Raw genomic sequence first — 16,271 nt, 5'->3', positions numbered from 1 at the left:
GGCTTGACCAGCCTTGTTTCATAGATACCGAATCGTCATTGCAAGCAGCCGTAGGCTGCATGGCAATCCAGAAAAATAATAAAAAATTTTTACTGGATCCCGTGAATAAATCACGGGATGACAGAGAGAAATAATAAGCTACGCAATACTCGTGAACGGTTACCTAATGCTTATGATCGTGGTGGTGGGTATAGAAGCCTAGAGAAGAAAGTGCATTTGAGAATTCAGAGTTAGGAGTTATTTCGTTTGGTATTCCGCTACAACATATATGACCGTTTAAGCATATCACTTGATCGGAGTTTTTTATTACGGTAAATAAATCATGAGAAATCATAAAAACCGTAATATTTAGCTTTTTACGAATCAAATTAATAAGCTGATAAAATTCTTGTTGGCTTGTTACGTCTAAAGACTGTAACGGTTCATCTAAAATAATTAAGTCGGGATTATTAACTATTGAACATGCAAGAACTACCTTTTGAAACTGCCCTCCTGAGAGCTTAGAAATTTCTTGATCTTTTATATGTTCCAAATCAATAAATGATTTAATCTCTTTAATATTGTTATTAAAATTACTAGGTGCTAACAAATCTAAAAATTTTTTTACTGTAATAGGTAGATCAGGGGTTAATCCGAACTTCTGCGGTACATATCCGATTTTTAATTTGGGATCAATTATAATCTCGCCGCTTGTAGGTTTTTCAAGGCCAAGCATTAATCGTACTATGGTAGTTTTACCTGCACCGTTAGGTCCAATTAAAGTAGTTATATTATTTTTTTTGACAGTGAAACTAACGTTATTTATCGGCAATTTATTACCGAATTTTTTAGATACGTTACGAAACTCGATTATAGGTTTTTGCATGTATCGGTTCACTCCTGTCATCCCGTGGCTGCATTATGTAGAATAAATGCCGATTAGTTCTGCTTCGGCAAGTAAATGTTTTTGCAAAGCCAACACTAAATCTTGTTTACTAGCATTCTCATCAGGCTCAAGATAATCATTTAGAGCGTATAGTTTAAAAAAATAACTATGAGGTTTGCCGGCAGGTGGACAAGGACCGCCGTATTTTTTTTCTTTCCAGCTATTATTTAAAATTTTAATATTGCTATCTATTTGTCCTTCTGAAAGCTTAGTAACAGAAGCAGGAATATTATAGATTATCCAATGATCCCATATACCGTGCGGTGGTGCTATTTCTACCGGTGCATCCGGATCATCCATGATAAGTGCAAAAGATTTAATATCTGCAGGAGCATTATTCCATTCTAGATGCGGTGAAACATTTTGTCCTTTACAAGTAAATTTATCAGGAATGCGGTCATTATGTTTAAACGCAGTACTTGTTATTATGAAAGTCATGATTACTCTCTTAGTTTAAGGGATGTCATCCCGTGGCTTGACCACGGGATCTTGTGTCACAGGCTGAGTCCTGAGATACCGCGATCAAGTCGTGGTATGCACAGGAATTGATCCACGCAGGCAATGCCTGCTCGCAATGACGTTTGGTCTATCAATTCACAACTTGCCATTGTCCATCAGGTTGGCGGCATGCATTACCATATGCTTTTTGTTGTTTTCCGCCTATTACAACTGTTTGAGTGTACTCACGGCAATATTGACCTGTACTATTTCTATAAGTTTTATTAGGTGTTACGTAACCGTAATTGCCGTTATCCGGATTACGCCATTCTGTACTACTACCGCTAGGAGCTGCTTCTAAAGCTCTTTGTGAGGTGAGTTCTGCAAGTCTTCTATCCTGCTCATCCATACCTGCACCGATTTGTCCACCAAGAACTGCTCCAAGTAATGCACCTACACCTACTCCGACAAGCTGTCCTTTACCTTTACCGAATTGAGAGCCAAGTAATGCGCCGCCGGCACCGCCAAGAAGTGTTCCTGTACCTTGTTTATTCATACCGCCCGGACCGTTACAGGCTTGTAACATAGAAGTTGCAAGAGCTATAATCATAATTTTAGATAATAGTTTCATATAATTCTCTCTAAATTAATATATAATTTAATAAGTATATGGTTTTTAGAATTTTGTAAAGTTAAAACCAGATTCTGTAAACAAAATTTAAATTATTTGTATTTTAAAATATTATTTTTAATTTTGTTCACGGAACCTAATTATAATTGAATTTTATATTTTCTTTGTTAAACTACAAAAAATAAATTGGAAAGATTTGTCATGGATACTAATAGCCGTAATCGGTTAATAAAATCGGTATCTTATTTATCGGTTACTACGGCATTAATTATTTTAAGTATAAAATTATATGCTTGGGTTGTTACCGATTCGCAATCAATCCTTGCTTCTTTAATTGATTCGATGCTTGATATAACTTCCTCCTTTATTAATTTAATAGCTTTAAGATTTGCCCTGCAACCGCCGGATCATCATCATCGATTCGGGCATGAAAAAATTCAGGATTTAACAATTTTTTCTCAATCGATATTTTTCTTTGCTTCAGCTTTTTTTGTAGGCTTTTCTTCGGTTAAATCATTATTTGAAAAAACAAAACCGGAGAATATTAGCGACGGCACTACTGTAATGTATGTATGTATATTCTTAACAATTATTTTAGTACTTTATCAAACTTATGTAATTAAAAAAACAGGATCGGAAATAGTAAAAGCCGATAAGCTTCATTATTTCACAGACTTACTAACTAATGTTATAGTAATTATCTCTATAAATTTAAGTGATTATTTTTGGTTTGTTGACCCATTATTTGGTGTAGTTATTTCGTTATATATATTTTACTCTTCTTATTCTTTATTTAAAAAGGCATTTAAAAATTTAGTAGATCATGAATTACCCGAACAAGATAGACAAAAAATTATCTCGATAGTTAATAACCATTTAGGCGTAGAAGGTATGCACGAAATGAAAACTAGATATGCCGGTCAAAAAGTTTTTATCCAGTGCCATTTGGAAATGGACGGCAATATGTCGCTTTATAATGCTCATAAAATTAGCGATGAGATTGCTTTTGAAATATTGCAGGAATTTCCGGAGGCTGAAATAATTATCCACCAAGATCCTTTTGGAATCGAAGAACACGTAAATTACCGTGAATATATTGTTAGATAAAGAAGCTAATTTTAATAATTTTTTCATGGAGCAAGCTTTAAAACAAGCATGGATTGCTTTTGATAAAAATGAAGTTCCGGTCGGAGCGGTGATTGTAGATAGGTTAAATCAGAAAATTATTGCTAGTACCCATAACAATACGGAAGAAAAAAATAACGCTCTTTGTCATGCTGAAATTATTGCTATTAATGAAGCATGTAATCTTATATCTTCTAAAAATTTAAATGATTATGATATTTACGTTACTTTAGAACCTTGTGCTATGTGTGCGGCAGCTATAGCTCATAGCAGGTTAAAACGTTTATTTTACGGGGCTTCTGATTCCAAGCACGGAGCAGTCGAAAGTAATTTACGATATTTTAACAGTAGTGCTTGTTTTCATAGACCGGAAATATATAGCGGAATTCTTGCCGAAGATTCGGGGCTATTAATGAAAGAGTTTTTTAAAAGGATACGATAATCATGGTAGAGCATTGCCTGCGTGGATCATAAAGTATGCTCGGTGTCATACCGTTGCTTGACCACGGTATCCATAAAAATAACTTAAAAATACTAATTTAGTATTTTTAACTGGATCCCGCGATCAAGTCGCGGGATGACAAATGAAAAACCTATACACGCAACAATGCTTTTGCGGGAATGACATAGAGGATTGCAAGAATGAAATAAAGAAGTAAGAAAATATGCTAAAACTATTAACCCCCTATTATTTTAATAAATTATCGAAGGTTATAATACTTATATTAGCTATATCTACTTTCCTAATGATGATTATAGGTCTTTATTTAGCCCTCATAGTTTCGCCGGTAGATTATCAGCAAGGTGAGTTTGTACGCATTATGTATGTTCATGTTCCTGCTTCTTGGATGGCCCTTGGTGTTTATGTTTTCATGGCAGCATGCAGTTTTAGCTATTTAGTATGGAAAACTACTATTAACTATTTGCTAGCCGTAGCTTCTAGTTACGTTGGAGCTACTTTTACTTTGATTAGTTTAGTAACAGGTTCTTTATGGGGAAAACCTATATGGGGGACATGGTGGGTTTGGGATGCAAGACTTACCTCCATGCTCATATTATTTTTATTATATTTAAGCTATATTATTATAGTGAATAGTGCGGATAATATAAGAAAAGCACAAAATCCTGCTTCGATTATTGCTATTATCGGACTGATTAACATACCGATAGTAAAATTCTCGGTAAATATTTGGTATAGTCTGCATCAGCCTGCTAGTGTTTTAAGGTTTGGTTCTCCTACTATTCATTCTTCAATGTTAAAGCCTTTAATTATTATGTTTATAAGTTTTATACTATATTTTTTGTTAGTATTACTTTTAAGAACCTCTATATTAATCGATAAAATTAAGAATCGATAACAAAATGACCTATGTTGTAACCGATGAATGCGTAAAATGTAAATATACCGATTGCGTTGAAGTATGTCCCGTAGATTGTTTCTATGAAGGTGAATTTATGCTAGTTATCAATCCTGATGAATGTATAGATTGTGGCGTGTGTATTCCTGATTGTCCTATAGATGCTATTAAACCCGAATCACCGGAGTTAATAGAATGGGTAGAACGTGCAAAAGATTTTATAGAAAATAAAGGATGGAAAAATATTACCAAAAAAAAACCTGCTTTGCCTGATGCCGATAAATTTAAAGATGAGAAAGATAAGTTTAATAAATACATAAATAACATGAATTAACTAATATGTGTTTATTTTGTCACAAAACTTAATAAAAGCTTTATTATATGAATCTAATTGCCGATTAAATATAGAACTAAAAAATATAATATGTTATATATGCTATTAAGATAATGTTTAATTATTAATTTGAGGTGCTAATCATGAAAAAGTTACTTTTAATAGTTGCAAGTACAACAATTTTATCTTCTAGCGTATCATTTGCCGAGGGCATGGATAATGAGTGGTATTTAAGAATAGATGCCGGTGCAGCAATGTTTAATAAAGAAAAAGATAAGGCAACCGGTGTTAAATTAAAATCTAATACAACTGTTCCAGTTGATTTAGGTATCGGTTATTATATTTCCGAAAACTTTAGAGCCGATTTAACTTTAGGTACTATAATCGGTGGGAAATTAAAGAAATCCGGAGCTGCGACTAATGCATCTTTTACCGGTACTAATGTTTCAGCAAGTCATAAACCTACTATTACACGTTTACTTATTAACGGTTATGTAGATTTAACTAATTTTGATATGTTCGATGTTTTTGCTGGTGCCGGTGTTGGTCCTGCATTAGTTAAAGAAAAAATTACATATAACGGGATAACTGGTCTTTCATCTAACACTAAAAACAGAACTAATATCTCTTACAAGCTAACTTTAGGTACTTCTGCGCAAATTGCCGACGGTGTTAAAGCAGAACTAGCTTATAGCTGGATATATGATGGTAGAACAAAAAGTAAGAATGTAATTTACCAAGGAACAAGTGTACCAACCGGTGGCATGCGTTATCAAAGCCACAACTTAACAGCCGGTATAAGATTTGATATATAATTAACAAGAATATATTATAGTTTTAGGTAATAACCTAATGCCATACCGTGGCTTGACCACGGTATCTAGAAATACAAAATAAAGACTGGACTCCGTGGTCAAGCCATGGAGTGACATTAAACGACAACTCAGAAATGTCACTTAAAACTATTTTTTATCGAATTTAGGTAAAAATTGTAGAATTATTATCTAATATCGTTTTTACTAACAACTAATAAAATTTAAAGGAAAAATTTAACAATATGAAAAAATTACTTTTAATAGCAGCTGCAAGCACAGCACTTTTAACTTCCGGTCTTTCATTCGCTGATTGCGATATGAATTCTTCTGTAGATTCATCTAGTAATTCATCGATGTCATTATCTCTGGAAAATCAATGGTATTTAAAACTTAATGCCGGTGGCGTGATTTTTGATAAAGCGAAACCTTCAAATAGCAGTGTTAAGTTAAAATCCAATACAGGTTTTACCGGTAATATTGGAGCAGGTTATTATATCATGGATAATTTAAGAACTGATTTTACAATTGGAATGGTAACAAATAATCACATGAAAAAATCTACAGATGTTTCAACCTTTAGCTCTACTGTTACTACTGTACCATCGGTTATTTCAGCAGGTGGACAACTTATTATTAATGGTGTTGTGATTCCAGGAGGTGTGTTTACAAGTGGTACTACAGTATCAGTAAAACATAAACCTACTATTGTAAGTGCATTACTTAACGGTTATGTAGATTTTATTGATTTAAGTATGTTTAAAGTTTTTGCAGGAGCAGGTGTCGGTGCTGCGTTAGTAAAGGAAAAAGTAAATATTTCAACTAAGATTGTTGCTAATAATAATGTTATTAGTAGTACTAATTTTTCAGGAACCACTAAAAACAAAACCAACTTTGCTTATCAATTATCTTTAGGAACTTCATTTGAACTAGCACAAGGTGTGAAAGCAGAACTCGTTTATAGCTGGACAGATTACGGTAAATCAAAAACTAATACTAAAAATGTTGCCGGAAATAAAGTTAAATTTGGTGGAGCCCGTTATAAAGGTAATAACTTAATGGCAGGATTAAGATTTGATATGTAATTAACTCTCAAATCTTTTTACAAGCTAAAAAGGAGTCTTTAATCAAAGACTCCTTTTTTTGTTTGTGTGCCTTGGTATTGCCTACGTGGGTACTGAGGCGTCATGAGCTAAGCGACTGCAAGGTATTATCGCATGATTCAGCTTTTTCGTCATTTTTACAGAATTTTTTTAATTATTTTCTGGATTGCCGCGTCGCCTACAGCTCCTTGCAATGACGACTTGGGTATCTACGCAACAACGCCTGCTCGCATTGACGATTGAGTATTCACGCAGGCAATGGTCATAAGATTTGTGGGAACGCATGCAGAATATGATAAGATAAATGTTAAGGAGATTTAAGTATGGAAATAAATATTATAAAAACAGAAAAAGAATATAAAGAAGCATTAAAAGAACTAGATAATTTATTATATGCAAAAGAAAATTCCTCAGAAGCTGAAAAATTAGAAATATTATCAATATTAGTAGAAGATTATGAGAATAAACATTATAAAATAGAAGCACCTGACCCAATTGAAGCAATTAATTTTAGGATAGAGCAGCTTGGACTTTCTAGAAAAGATTTAGAAAAGAGCATAGGTTCAAGAAGTAAAGTATCTGAAATTCTTAATAAAAGAAGACCTCTTACTTTATCTATGATTAGAAAATTACATAAAAATTTAAATATTCTGGCGGATATTTTAATTCAAGAAATCCACACGAAGAGAGCATGACTTAATTCTCATACTTTAGGCTTTTGCTTATAAAACGTTACGTTCATTTGATGTATTGCTTCAAAGCCTAAATAAATTTTAATACGTTCTAGAATAATATCTTGATAATAAGGTAATTCTGCTGCCGTAGCATTATCTTCTGCTTGTATAAACAGCGTATTAATCTTTTGTTTTTTATAAGTATAGGTGGTGATTTTTAAAGGTAATACTTTAGTACTGAAGTTAAACCCGACTATTTTATTCCAGTTAATCATGATTTCAGGCAGCAATGGATGTTGTTTGGCAAATATACGTCTAACTATTTTATCAATATCCTCTTTAATTAGCTTCATTTTAATAAACTCTGCACTGTTAAAGTTATGACGGCTAAAGCAAGCATTATAGATATTACAGGAAAATGTAAAGATGTAACCGATATGATCATTAAAAATATATTACAAACTGCTATAATCGATACTACTTGTTTATGAGACTTACCTTTTTGTACTGCTTTTTGGAAAAAATGCTTTAAATGAGGCTGCCAAATTTTTTCTTTATTGAGTAGCCGAATTAATATGGTTAGTACGGCATCGGTAATGTAATATAAGCTAGCAATAGCACAAGCTATAAATAAATTAGTGCTTGTAAGAGCAAGCAGGAGCAAGCAAAGACCCGTTAAGAATCCAAGGCTAATACTTCCCACATCTCCTAAAAATATTTTTGCCGGATGCCAATTAAATATTAAAAAACCACAAGAAAAACCAAGAATAATAACATTTACACTAGATATAAAATACGAGTTATCAATAGTAGGAAATTGTAAAAAACATAATATAAGCATAGTGCTAGATAGATGAATAGATTCTATGCAGCTCATACCGTCTATACCGTCCATAAAATTATATATATTAATAAAGCCGCTTAAAGCTATAACTAAAATAGAATATATTAGTATATGGACGGAATTTACCTGTGAAAAAAGAAAAATAGCAAAAGCTGCACAAATTAAGTGGACTATTAAACGAATTAGAATAGGTACGGCTTTTAAGTCATCTAAAAAAGAAACCGAGGAAATTACCAATAATAAAGGTAGTATTTTTGTTGAATTAATAAGATTATTGCTTGTTATATATTCAAATCCGCTCAAAGCAATCATTACGACAATTACAATAGCAAGACCGCCGCCGCGCGGTGTTATCTTATCATGAGAGCGACGACTACTCGGTACATCAACTAAACCGATTGCAGGAAGATATTTAGTTAATATATATGTTAATATAGCGGTTGCTATAAAAGAAAAAATAAATAGTAGACTTCCTGCATAACTTACTCCTAAAGGTAATTTGTGCGTCAATCCGGTACTCGCATCCTCACGTACTAAAGTGTACGCTGCGGTGGCAAGCGCTTCCGTGTTTCCTGCAAATTCCTCTTTATTAGCTACGTTATGCAGGAAGTCTAAAGTGCTATAGCTATTTATATTCATAGTAACATATTAGATTTAAAACTATAATATTTGTTATTACTTATAATGACGTGATCATGTACTATAATATTTACGGTTTGGCATGTCTCTACTATCTTATTTATCATATGAATGTCGGCTTTTGAAGGTTCAGGGCTACCGCTTGGATGATTATGCACAAGTATAAGGCTGCTTGCTTCGTTAAATAAAGCTCGTTTAATTATCTCACGTGGATATAACGCAGCTTGGTCTATAGTTCCTTGACTTAAAACCTCATCGGTAAAATATTTTTCTTATTCAAAAATAATATACGAAATTGCTCGAGTCGCATATTGCCCATATTAACTTTTAAATAATCAATCAAAGAACTCCAAGAAGCAATAATATTTTTATTTATTATTTTTTGTTTCAATACTCTATTTATCAACTCACGTATTAGAGCAAAATTAATATATAAATTTTCATTAGTACCTTTATACTAAGTAGCCTTTCTTTATCAAGATTAATTAAATCCGTAATATCAAAATGGTCAAGTAACTTTTTAGCAAGAGGCTTTACGTCTTTACGAGGGATAAAAATAACATTACTTCAAGTAATTCGTAATCGGAAAAATGTTCTGCTCCGGCAGTAACGAAGCGTTCTTTTACACTTTTACGGTGACCTATATAATGAGGCGTACCTATTTCATCATTACCGAATTCTATCAAATTATTTTCTAACATTGTGTGAATCAAATTGAATATGGAGGGTATTTTAATTTTTTCGGTGATAACGTAAATATTTCAAAACCGTCTTTAGTCACGCCTATAGTATGCTCAAATTGAGCCGATAATGATTTATCACGTGTAGTAACCGTCCATCCATCTAGTTTACTTAATATAGTGTCGTAATTACCGGCATTTATCATAGGTTCAACGGTGAAAAACATCCCTTCTTCTAACGTTATACCCGTGCCGCTGCGACCGTAATTTAATATTGACGGTTGGTCATGAAAAACTCTTCCGATACCGTGACCCGTATAATCTCTAACCACAGAATAATTATGTTTCTCGGCATAGCTTTGAATAGCATGTCCGATATCACCGAGTTTAGCACCGGGTCTAACTACTTCAATCCCTTTCATCATTGCATCATAAGTTACTTGAATAAGACGCTTTGGCTTAATTGCTACGTCACCAACATAATACATACGGCTAGTATCACCGTACCAACCGTCTAAAATTACCGTAACATCAATATTTACTATATCACCGTTTTTTAATGGCTTATCGTTTGGAATGCCATGACAAACCACATGATTTATAGAAGTACAAATCGATTTCGGAAAGCCTTTGTAATTTAACGGTGCAGGAATGGCATTATTAGAAGTAATAAAATTATGACAAAGGTCATTTAAACTATTAGTAGTGACGTTCGGCTTTACGTAATCAGTAATAAAATCGAGTATCTCTGCAGCTAATTTTCCAGCTGCTCGCATCTTTATGAAATCTTTTTCCGTATGAATTTTTATGGTCATGAATTTTGGTTACCTTTCACTCAAGTAAAAAAATGTATTTTTTATAATACAAAATGGTTCTTTTAATGTAAATAACTTATCCTATTATTGAGAAGTGCGGCTATGTTACTTGATTTAGGTTTTGGATATTATATAATTGCTAATATAATTATTATTTAACATAATGGGTGTAGTTAGGTTATTAATTTACTCTTTCTGTTGTGGCTGCACATTCAAATTCTCATCCATTTCTTAAATTTGTAGGTTTAGAAATCGCAGTACAATCTTTTTTCATGATTTCCGGCTTTTATATGGCTATGATTCAGAGCAATTATACAAGCAAAATAAAATTTTGGAAAAGTAGATATTTAAGGCTTTATCCTACTTATATCTTTTGTATTTTAACTATTTTCCTCTTGCAGCAAAAATTTTCTTTTTTAAGGCAATTGTATAATCTTCCATTTCCGGCTGGTTTTTTTAATTTTTACAAATCTAACAATGTTGTTTCAAGATGTAACAATGTTTATTGGAATTAATAATAATACAGTACATTTTACAAAATACTTTACTGACTCCACGCCTCCTCTTTATCAATTTTTGTTGATACCTCCTGGTTGGTCAATTGGGTTAGAAATTTCTTTTTATTTAATAGCACCTTGGATTCTAAAAAAGAAAAATATCTATATTTTATCCATAATTTGTATATCTTTAATTACTAGAATTATTCTTCAGTTTAACGGATTTATAGGAGATCCTTGGTCTTATAGATTCTTTCCTTCTGAACTTGCAATTTTCTTAATCGGTAGTCAAGCATTTTATATTTATTCTAGTAAAGAAATAAACGAAAAAAAGCCTTGGCTTAGTCAATTACTCTATTTATATTATATTAATAATTATTACTTTTCCGTTTATCCCAATAGAGCCTCAACTAAAAAAATTACTTTTTTATTGTTTATTTGCTCTATCTTTAGGAAAAATATTTGACTTAACCAAAGATAATAAGTTAGACAAATTAATTGCTTTACTCTCTTACCCAATATATTGTTGTCATTTAATTGTCTTGTATAACATATTACCTGCATTTCATATTGGGCTGATAATGGGAAATTTCTTAGTACGTTGGTTACTTTTATAACAGTAATAATTATTCCTTTATTGAAAAGCCTATAGAGTATTAAAGGTATAAAACTCATAATTTAGCTTAATATTTAAAACTATGCTATATTACATAAATAAAATTCTTTCAAACAATAAGGTACAAGCTGTTATCTTAGGGATAATCGGGCTTGGTATTGTTACTGTTCTCACGTCATATAATATAGACGATCCGTCTTTTAACTCGGTCACAACAGAGTACCCTAGTAATTTAGTCGGAATTTTTGGCTCTTATTTATCCGATTGTTTATATCAATTTTTTGGATTGGCTGCTTTTATTATACCGCTTGCTTGCTTTGTTTGGGTGAGAAATTGTTGGTATGGAAGATATCGCGGCTCATTTATCCGTATATTTGTAATGTTGCTCGCTCTCGTTAGCAGTAGCACGTTATTATCTAAGATTAAGCTAGAATTCATACCGGCAAATGCAGGCGGAGCTATTGGAATAATAGCTTCTAATTTTTTTGAGCGATTTACAAATCAACTATACTTATTATTAATATTTTTTACCTTTATTATATTAGTTGTTTTACTTGAAATTAAATTTACTTCTTTAAGTAATTTTATTATTAAGCTAGGTAAATTTTTAATCTATCGGGTACAATCTTTTTTACATAATGTATTTTCACGATTGTCGTCGATAAGATTATTCCCTACTAAAAAAAATGATAAAATAAATATAACTTCTTCTTACCAAAAGCCTGTAAGTGAAAAAGTAAAATTCACTGAAGAAGCAAGACCCATACCTGCAAATCCTATAAAATTCTTTAGCAAACCTGTTAGCCCTAAAATATCTCAAAGCGAAATAGCAGAATTGCCGCCTATTTCCTTATTACGTGATCCTGAAAACCATCATGTAAAAGGGGCTTCTTCCTCAGAGCTTAAACAAAAGGCTGAAGAGTTATTAACCGTGCTTAATGATTTTGGAGTTAAAGGGCAGATAATTAATATCAATCAAGGACCGGTGGTAACTCAATATGAATTTGAGCCGGCAGCAGGTACTAAAACATCAAGGGTAGTAGGATTATCTGACGATATAGCACGCTCACTATCTGCTTTATCAACAAGGATAGCAGTCATACCCGGCAAAAACGTACTTGGTATTGAGCTTCCTAATAAGCAACGTGAATTCTTTTGTTTGAAAGAGCTTATAGAGACTCCCGAATACCAAGACAAATCAACTTTATTGCCGTTAGTCTTGGGTAAAGATTTAGCAGGTAAGCCGTTAATTGCCGATCTTGCTAAAATGCCTCATTTATTAGTAGCAGGAACCACCGGCTCAGGTAAATCCGTCGGTATTAATGCGATGATTGTATCGCTCTTATACCGCTATACTCCCGAAGAATGCCGCTTTATCATGATCGATCCGAAAATGCTTGAATTATCGGCTTATGATGGAATACCGCATTTGCTAACTCCCGTGGTAACCGAGCCTTCTAAGGCGGTAGTTGCTCTTAAATGGGCAGTTAAGGAAATGGAAAACCGTTATAGAATGATGAGCAATATCGGTGTTAAGAATATCGCAGGTTATAATGCAAAAATCTTAGAAGCGGTTAAAAAGAATAGAGTAATTGAGCGTTCGATTCAAACGGGTTTTGATCCTGAAACCGGTAAGCCTATTTACGAAACCGTTACGATGAATATGGAAAAACTACCTTACATTGTGGTTATTGTTGATGAGATGGCTGATTTAATGCTAATTGCCGGTAAGGATATTGAAATGCTGATTCAAAGGCTTGCTCAAATGGCAAGAGCGGCAGGCATTCATATTATTATGGCAACGCAAAGACCTTCTGTAGACGTTATTACCGGTGTCATTAAAGCCAATTTTCCAAGTCGTATTAGCTTTAAAGTTACCTCTAAAATTGATAGCCGAACGATTTTAGGTGAGCAAGGCTCCGAGCAGTTACTCGGTATGGGTGATATGCTATTTATGGGTAATACTTCAAAGGTAAGTAGGGTACACGGACCATTTGTTAATGAAGCTGAAATTGAGAAAATTACGGAATATTTGAAAGAGACTGGTACGCCTGAATATATCTCTGCCGTTACCGAGCAGCCTGAAGAAGACGATAGTAGTATTGATATCGGTGACGGCACATCTGATGAAGTGTTTTACAAAAAAGCCGTGCAGATAGTGCGTGACGAGCGAAAATCTTCCATTAGCTATATCCAAAGGTCGCTTAGAATCGGCTATAACAAAGCCGCCAACTTAGTTGAGAAGATGGAGAAAGAGGGAATAGTCTCACCACCGAATCATACAGGTAAAAGAGAGATATTATTGCCTGAGAGGTAAATGTCATTCCCGCGAAGGCGGGAATCCAGTACTTTTAGCTGTCATCCTGTGGCTTGACCACGGTATCTTGTATCACAGGCTGCGTGGCAATCTCGTCAAATATCCTGAGATTGCTTCGTCAATTACTTGCGTAATTTCCTCGTAATGACGACTCGGTATCTACATTTATCATTGACATTATTAATATATTTTAATAATTGCCGCCGCAATATATTAAATAATGGAAATAATTCAATGACTACCTCTAACACTGGAACCAGACACCCAAGTTACTATGCCTCATATGTAAAAATTACCCCTAAAGATTATATAATATCACGTCTTAAAGCTTTAAAAGCTAAGATAGCGAAAGTAAACCCGATGGCTATAAGAGATAATAAATGGTCGGATTTACATATAGTGGTAAAGAAATAAAGTTAGTAGAAGCTTTGTGTAATGAAAAAAATATTAATGCTACAGATGCTAAATGTAGAACTCCTTTGGAGTTAGCAATACTTGGTCATGATTTAGAAACAGTAAAATTTTTAGTTCAGATGGGAGGAAAGATTGCTCCTAACATGTGGTTGGTCTGCTATTCACTTAGCAATAAAAATCGGTAATGTGTAGAAATGGTAGAATATTTATATGAGAATACGGAATTTCAAAAGTACGATAAATATGGCTATACTTTACATGATTGGGCAAGAGCAATGGGGAATGGTAAAATAGCACAATTTTTTCATGATAAAAATCATCATAATAATAATAAAACGCCTCTAGAGCTAGCCGTAGAATCGAAAAATATCTCGTCAGTAAAAGCGTTAATTAGCAAAGGTGCTAAATTTGATATTAAAAGCGAGCTCGGTTATAAGATTTTTGAACTTGCTATCGATTCTGAAGATTTGAGATTAATAGAGTATCTAGTAAATCATACGCTAGTCGGTAAAAACACGGGGCAGCAAACACTTTTAGAAAAAGTAACTCAAATTTATGACAAGAATATAAACACCTCAAAAACTAGTAAAAATTTTGATTAAAGATTACGCCGAATTTGATAAAGCTTTAGGACAAAAGCTTTTACAAAAAGCAATATATGCCGGTGATTTAGAGTTAGTAGAAATATAGTAAAGGTGTTGATGCTACAAAGACCAATTAGGACGTCTAGCTCTGCATCATGCTATAAAAGCTAATTGCGGTGAAGAATTAATACAGTTTTTAATTGAACACACTACGGATATTAATTATCGTGATGAATCAGGCTTAAATCCTCTAGGCTTAGCAAAGAGTAATAATTGTACAGTAGCTACAAAATTATTACTCGAAGCCGGTGCTTATGAAGGTTATATGTATGATGATGTTATTAAGGTGTTAGGAGAGTATGGATACTAAATCGTCATTGCAAGAGGTATTGCCTGTGGTGTATACCGAGTCGTCATTGCGAGGAAATTACGCAAGTAATTGACGAAGCAATCTCAGGATATTTGACGAGATTGCCACGCTCTCTACGTTCGCTCGCAATGACGATTCGGTCCACGCAACAAGGTCTGCTCGTAATGACGAAGACCGGTCCACGCAGGCAACGCCGTTATGAAATGACATATAATCTATACAAATGCCACATATTCATACTAAATTTGTAAAAATATCATCTAAATTATTAATTATAATAGACATATTTAAAAAACTATATTAATATTACAACATTTTCTAACTTTCTAAGTTATTTAATTTTTATTAAGGTTTACATATGGCGAGTATTTATCCAAAATTATTTCAAAAGGCAATTCAAAAAGGTCTTAAAACTGCTTTATTCACCACCTCAACCGCAGCATTAATGCTGAGTAGTAGCGGGGCGTTGGGTGTTGCTGCGGGTGTTATTTCTACTAATGATGCAGCATTTAGTGATCTTGCTGCTGCCGGTAATTGGAATGAGATAACGGCTGAAGGAGTAGCTAATGGTACTCCTGCTAACGGTCCTCAAGACAATAAGGCATTTACTTACGGTGGTAATCATAATATCACTGCAGATGAAGTCGGTCGTATTATTACGGCTATAAATGTTGCGGCTACTAATCCTGGAGGCCTAAATATTACTGAAGATACCAGCGTCGGTTCTATTGTTACAGGGGGTAACTTGTTGCCTGTTACTATTAATGCCGGCAAAAGTTTAACTTTAACCGGTACTGCTACGGTTGTTGCAAATCATGGTTTTGATGCTGCTGCTGATACTTATACTGGTTTAGGAAATATAACTTTAGGGGGAGCGAATGCTGGACTAATTATACAATCTGCAACTCCGGCAAAGATAACACTTACAGGAAATATAGATGGAGGAGGTATAATAACTGCCAATACAGATGCTGCCATTAACGGAACAATAGGTAATATTAATCCAGCAGCTCAAATAAGCGTTGGGGCAAGTACCCTTTCTCTTGGAGGGGCGGTTATTAAAGCCACTACGACTAACTTAACAAATGCTGCGTC

21 protein-coding genes and 3 pseudogenes are annotated in these 16,271 nt (G+C 33.6%); 15 read left to right on the top strand and 9 right to left on the bottom strand.

The features are described 5' to 3' along the window. Positions 1–163 precede the first annotated feature (163 nt). The 3 genes from MB29_RS03865 to MB29_RS03855 all read right to left on the bottom strand — a co-directional run bounded on the left by MB29_RS03865 (position 164) and on the right by MB29_RS03855 (position 1,994). Positions 164–865: an ATP-binding cassette domain-containing protein gene (locus tag MB29_RS03865; RefSeq protein WP_032139133.1), complete on the bottom strand. Its 702-nt coding sequence runs from the start codon at positions 863–865 to the stop codon at positions 164–166. 33 nt (positions 866–898) lie between these two features. Continuing rightward, positions 899–1,363: a YbhB/YbcL family Raf kinase inhibitor-like protein gene (locus tag MB29_RS03860; protein WP_032139132.1), complete on the bottom strand. Its 465-nt coding sequence runs from the start codon at positions 1,361–1,363 to the stop codon at positions 899–901. A 151-nt stretch (positions 1,364–1,514) separates the two neighbouring features. Continuing rightward, positions 1,515–1,994, bottom strand: a complete 480-nt coding sequence (locus MB29_RS03855; protein WP_032139131.1) for an RT0821/Lpp0805 family surface protein — start codon at positions 1,992–1,994, stop codon at positions 1,515–1,517. A gap of 201 nt (positions 1,995–2,195) precedes the next feature. Here MB29_RS03855 and MB29_RS03850 point away from each other — a divergent pair, with 201 nt between their 5' ends. From MB29_RS03850 to MB29_RS03830, 5 genes are all read left to right on the top strand, one after another. Continuing rightward, positions 2,196–3,101, top strand: a complete 906-nt coding sequence (locus MB29_RS03850; RefSeq protein WP_032139130.1) for a cation diffusion facilitator family transporter — start codon at positions 2,196–2,198, stop codon at positions 3,099–3,101. Beyond that, complete coding sequence (locus MB29_RS03845) at positions 3,082–3,561, top strand: nucleoside deaminase (RefSeq protein ID WP_032139129.1); 480 nt, start codon at positions 3,082–3,084, stop codon at positions 3,559–3,561. The genes MB29_RS03850 and MB29_RS03845 overlap by 20 nt, the downstream gene beginning before the upstream one ends. A 223-nt stretch (positions 3,562–3,784) precedes the next feature. Then, entirely contained in the window at positions 3,785–4,477 is a 693-nt protein-coding gene (locus MB29_RS03840) for a heme ABC transporter permease (RefSeq protein WP_032139128.1), read from the top strand. A gap of 4 nt (positions 4,478–4,481) precedes the next feature. Continuing rightward, positions 4,482–4,811 carry a ferredoxin FdxA gene (gene fdxA, locus MB29_RS03835; protein WP_008581083.1) on the top strand — a complete coding sequence of 110 codons (330 nt, stop codon included), beginning with the start codon at positions 4,482–4,484 and terminating at the stop codon, positions 4,809–4,811. A 143-nt stretch (positions 4,812–4,954) separates the two neighbouring features. Further along, positions 4,955–5,626, top strand: a complete 672-nt coding sequence (locus tag MB29_RS03830) for an outer membrane beta-barrel protein (RefSeq protein ID WP_032139127.1) — start codon at positions 4,955–4,957, stop codon at positions 5,624–5,626. On the opposite strand, the gene MB29_RS10160 is transcribed toward MB29_RS03830, so the two are convergent. Continuing rightward, on the bottom strand, positions 5,627–5,767 hold the full coding sequence (locus tag MB29_RS10160; protein WP_215426220.1) for a palindromic element RPE4 domain-containing protein: 141 nt from the start codon (positions 5,765–5,767) through the stop codon (positions 5,627–5,629). It lies immediately after the preceding gene. Between the two features lie 101 nt (positions 5,768–5,868). On the opposite strand from MB29_RS10160, the gene MB29_RS03825 reads away from it, so the two are divergent. Both MB29_RS03825 and MB29_RS03820 read left to right on the top strand, forming a co-directional pair. Further along, positions 5,869–6,708 (top strand): outer membrane protein, encoded by an 840-nt coding sequence (locus tag MB29_RS03825; RefSeq protein WP_032139126.1) that lies wholly within the window; start codon positions 5,869–5,871, stop codon positions 6,706–6,708. Between the two features lie 341 nt (positions 6,709–7,049). Further along, complete coding sequence (locus MB29_RS03820; RefSeq protein WP_032139125.1) at positions 7,050–7,421, top strand: helix-turn-helix domain-containing protein; 372 nt, start codon at positions 7,050–7,052, stop codon at positions 7,419–7,421. 8 nt (positions 7,422–7,429) lie between these two features. Here the strand turns inward: MB29_RS03820 and MB29_RS03815 are convergent, their stop codons facing one another. From MB29_RS03815 to map, 5 genes and pseudogenes are all read right to left on the bottom strand, one after another. After that, positions 7,430–7,753 (bottom strand): DUF721 domain-containing protein, encoded by a 324-nt coding sequence (locus tag MB29_RS03815; protein WP_032139124.1) that lies wholly within the window; start codon positions 7,751–7,753, stop codon positions 7,430–7,432. After that, positions 7,750–8,883, bottom strand: a complete 1,134-nt coding sequence (locus tag MB29_RS03810; protein ID WP_084686853.1) for a palindromic element RPE1 domain-containing protein — start codon at positions 8,881–8,883, stop codon at positions 7,750–7,752. Before MB29_RS03810 ends, MB29_RS03815 begins: the two co-directional genes overlap by 4 nt. Continuing rightward, a pseudogene (locus tag MB29_RS10155) lies at positions 8,870–9,274 on the bottom strand (JAB domain-containing protein). The gene MB29_RS03810 and the pseudogene MB29_RS10155 overlap by 14 nt, the downstream one beginning before the upstream one ends. Positions 9,275–9,280: 6 nt before the next feature. Beyond that, positions 9,281–9,584 (bottom strand): annotated as a pseudogene (locus MB29_RS10150) (JAB domain-containing protein); the annotation flags it as partial. Between the two features lie 8 nt (positions 9,585–9,592). Further along, complete coding sequence (gene map / locus MB29_RS03800; protein ID WP_032139123.1) at positions 9,593–10,378, bottom strand: type I methionyl aminopeptidase; 786 nt, start codon at positions 10,376–10,378, stop codon at positions 9,593–9,595. A gap of 200 nt (positions 10,379–10,578) precedes the next feature. On the opposite strand from map, the gene MB29_RS14195 reads away from it, so the two are divergent. The 8 genes and pseudogenes from MB29_RS14195 to MB29_RS03780 form a co-directional block, all read left to right on the top strand. Next, complete coding sequence (locus tag MB29_RS14195; protein WP_407690057.1) at positions 10,579–10,893, top strand: acyltransferase family protein; 315 nt, start codon at positions 10,579–10,581, stop codon at positions 10,891–10,893. Beyond that, positions 10,856–11,341 (top strand): hypothetical protein, encoded by a 486-nt coding sequence (locus MB29_RS12725; protein ID WP_233418926.1) that lies wholly within the window; start codon positions 10,856–10,858, stop codon positions 11,339–11,341. The genes MB29_RS14195 and MB29_RS12725 overlap by 38 nt, the downstream gene beginning before the upstream one ends. Before the next feature lie 232 nt (positions 11,342–11,573). After that, complete coding sequence (locus MB29_RS03790; RefSeq protein ID WP_032139122.1) at positions 11,574–13,808, top strand: DNA translocase FtsK; 2,235 nt, start codon at positions 11,574–11,576, stop codon at positions 13,806–13,808. A 234-nt stretch (positions 13,809–14,042) separates the two neighbouring features. Further along, a complete protein-coding gene (locus MB29_RS14190) occupies positions 14,043–14,222 on the top strand; it encodes a hypothetical protein (protein WP_215426219.1) in 180 nt (59 codons plus the stop codon). Continuing rightward, entirely contained in the window at positions 14,189–14,407 is a 219-nt protein-coding gene (locus tag MB29_RS14185) for an ankyrin repeat domain-containing protein (RefSeq protein WP_215426218.1), read from the top strand. Before MB29_RS14190 ends, MB29_RS14185 begins: the two co-directional genes overlap by 34 nt. Before the next feature lie 9 nt (positions 14,408–14,416). After that, positions 14,417–14,824: an ankyrin repeat domain-containing protein gene (locus MB29_RS14180; RefSeq protein WP_407690056.1), complete on the top strand. Its 408-nt coding sequence runs from the start codon at positions 14,417–14,419 to the stop codon at positions 14,822–14,824. 130 nt (positions 14,825–14,954) lie between these two features. After that, positions 14,955–15,176, top strand: coding sequence for an ankyrin repeat domain-containing protein (locus MB29_RS13750; RefSeq protein WP_324607276.1), 222 nt, complete (start codon positions 14,955–14,957; stop codon positions 15,174–15,176). Between the two features lie 358 nt (positions 15,177–15,534). Next, positions 15,535–16,271, top strand: a pseudogene (locus MB29_RS03780) (autotransporter outer membrane beta-barrel domain-containing protein); the annotation flags it as partial.

The sequence above is a fragment of the Rickettsia tamurae genome (assembly GCF_000751075.1).
GTDB classification, from domain to species: Bacteria; Pseudomonadota; Alphaproteobacteria; order Rickettsiales; family Rickettsiaceae; genus Rickettsia; species Rickettsia tamurae.
The sequence above is the reverse complement of the archived record's forward strand: the minus strand, read 5'-3'. Positions and strand labels throughout refer to the sequence as shown.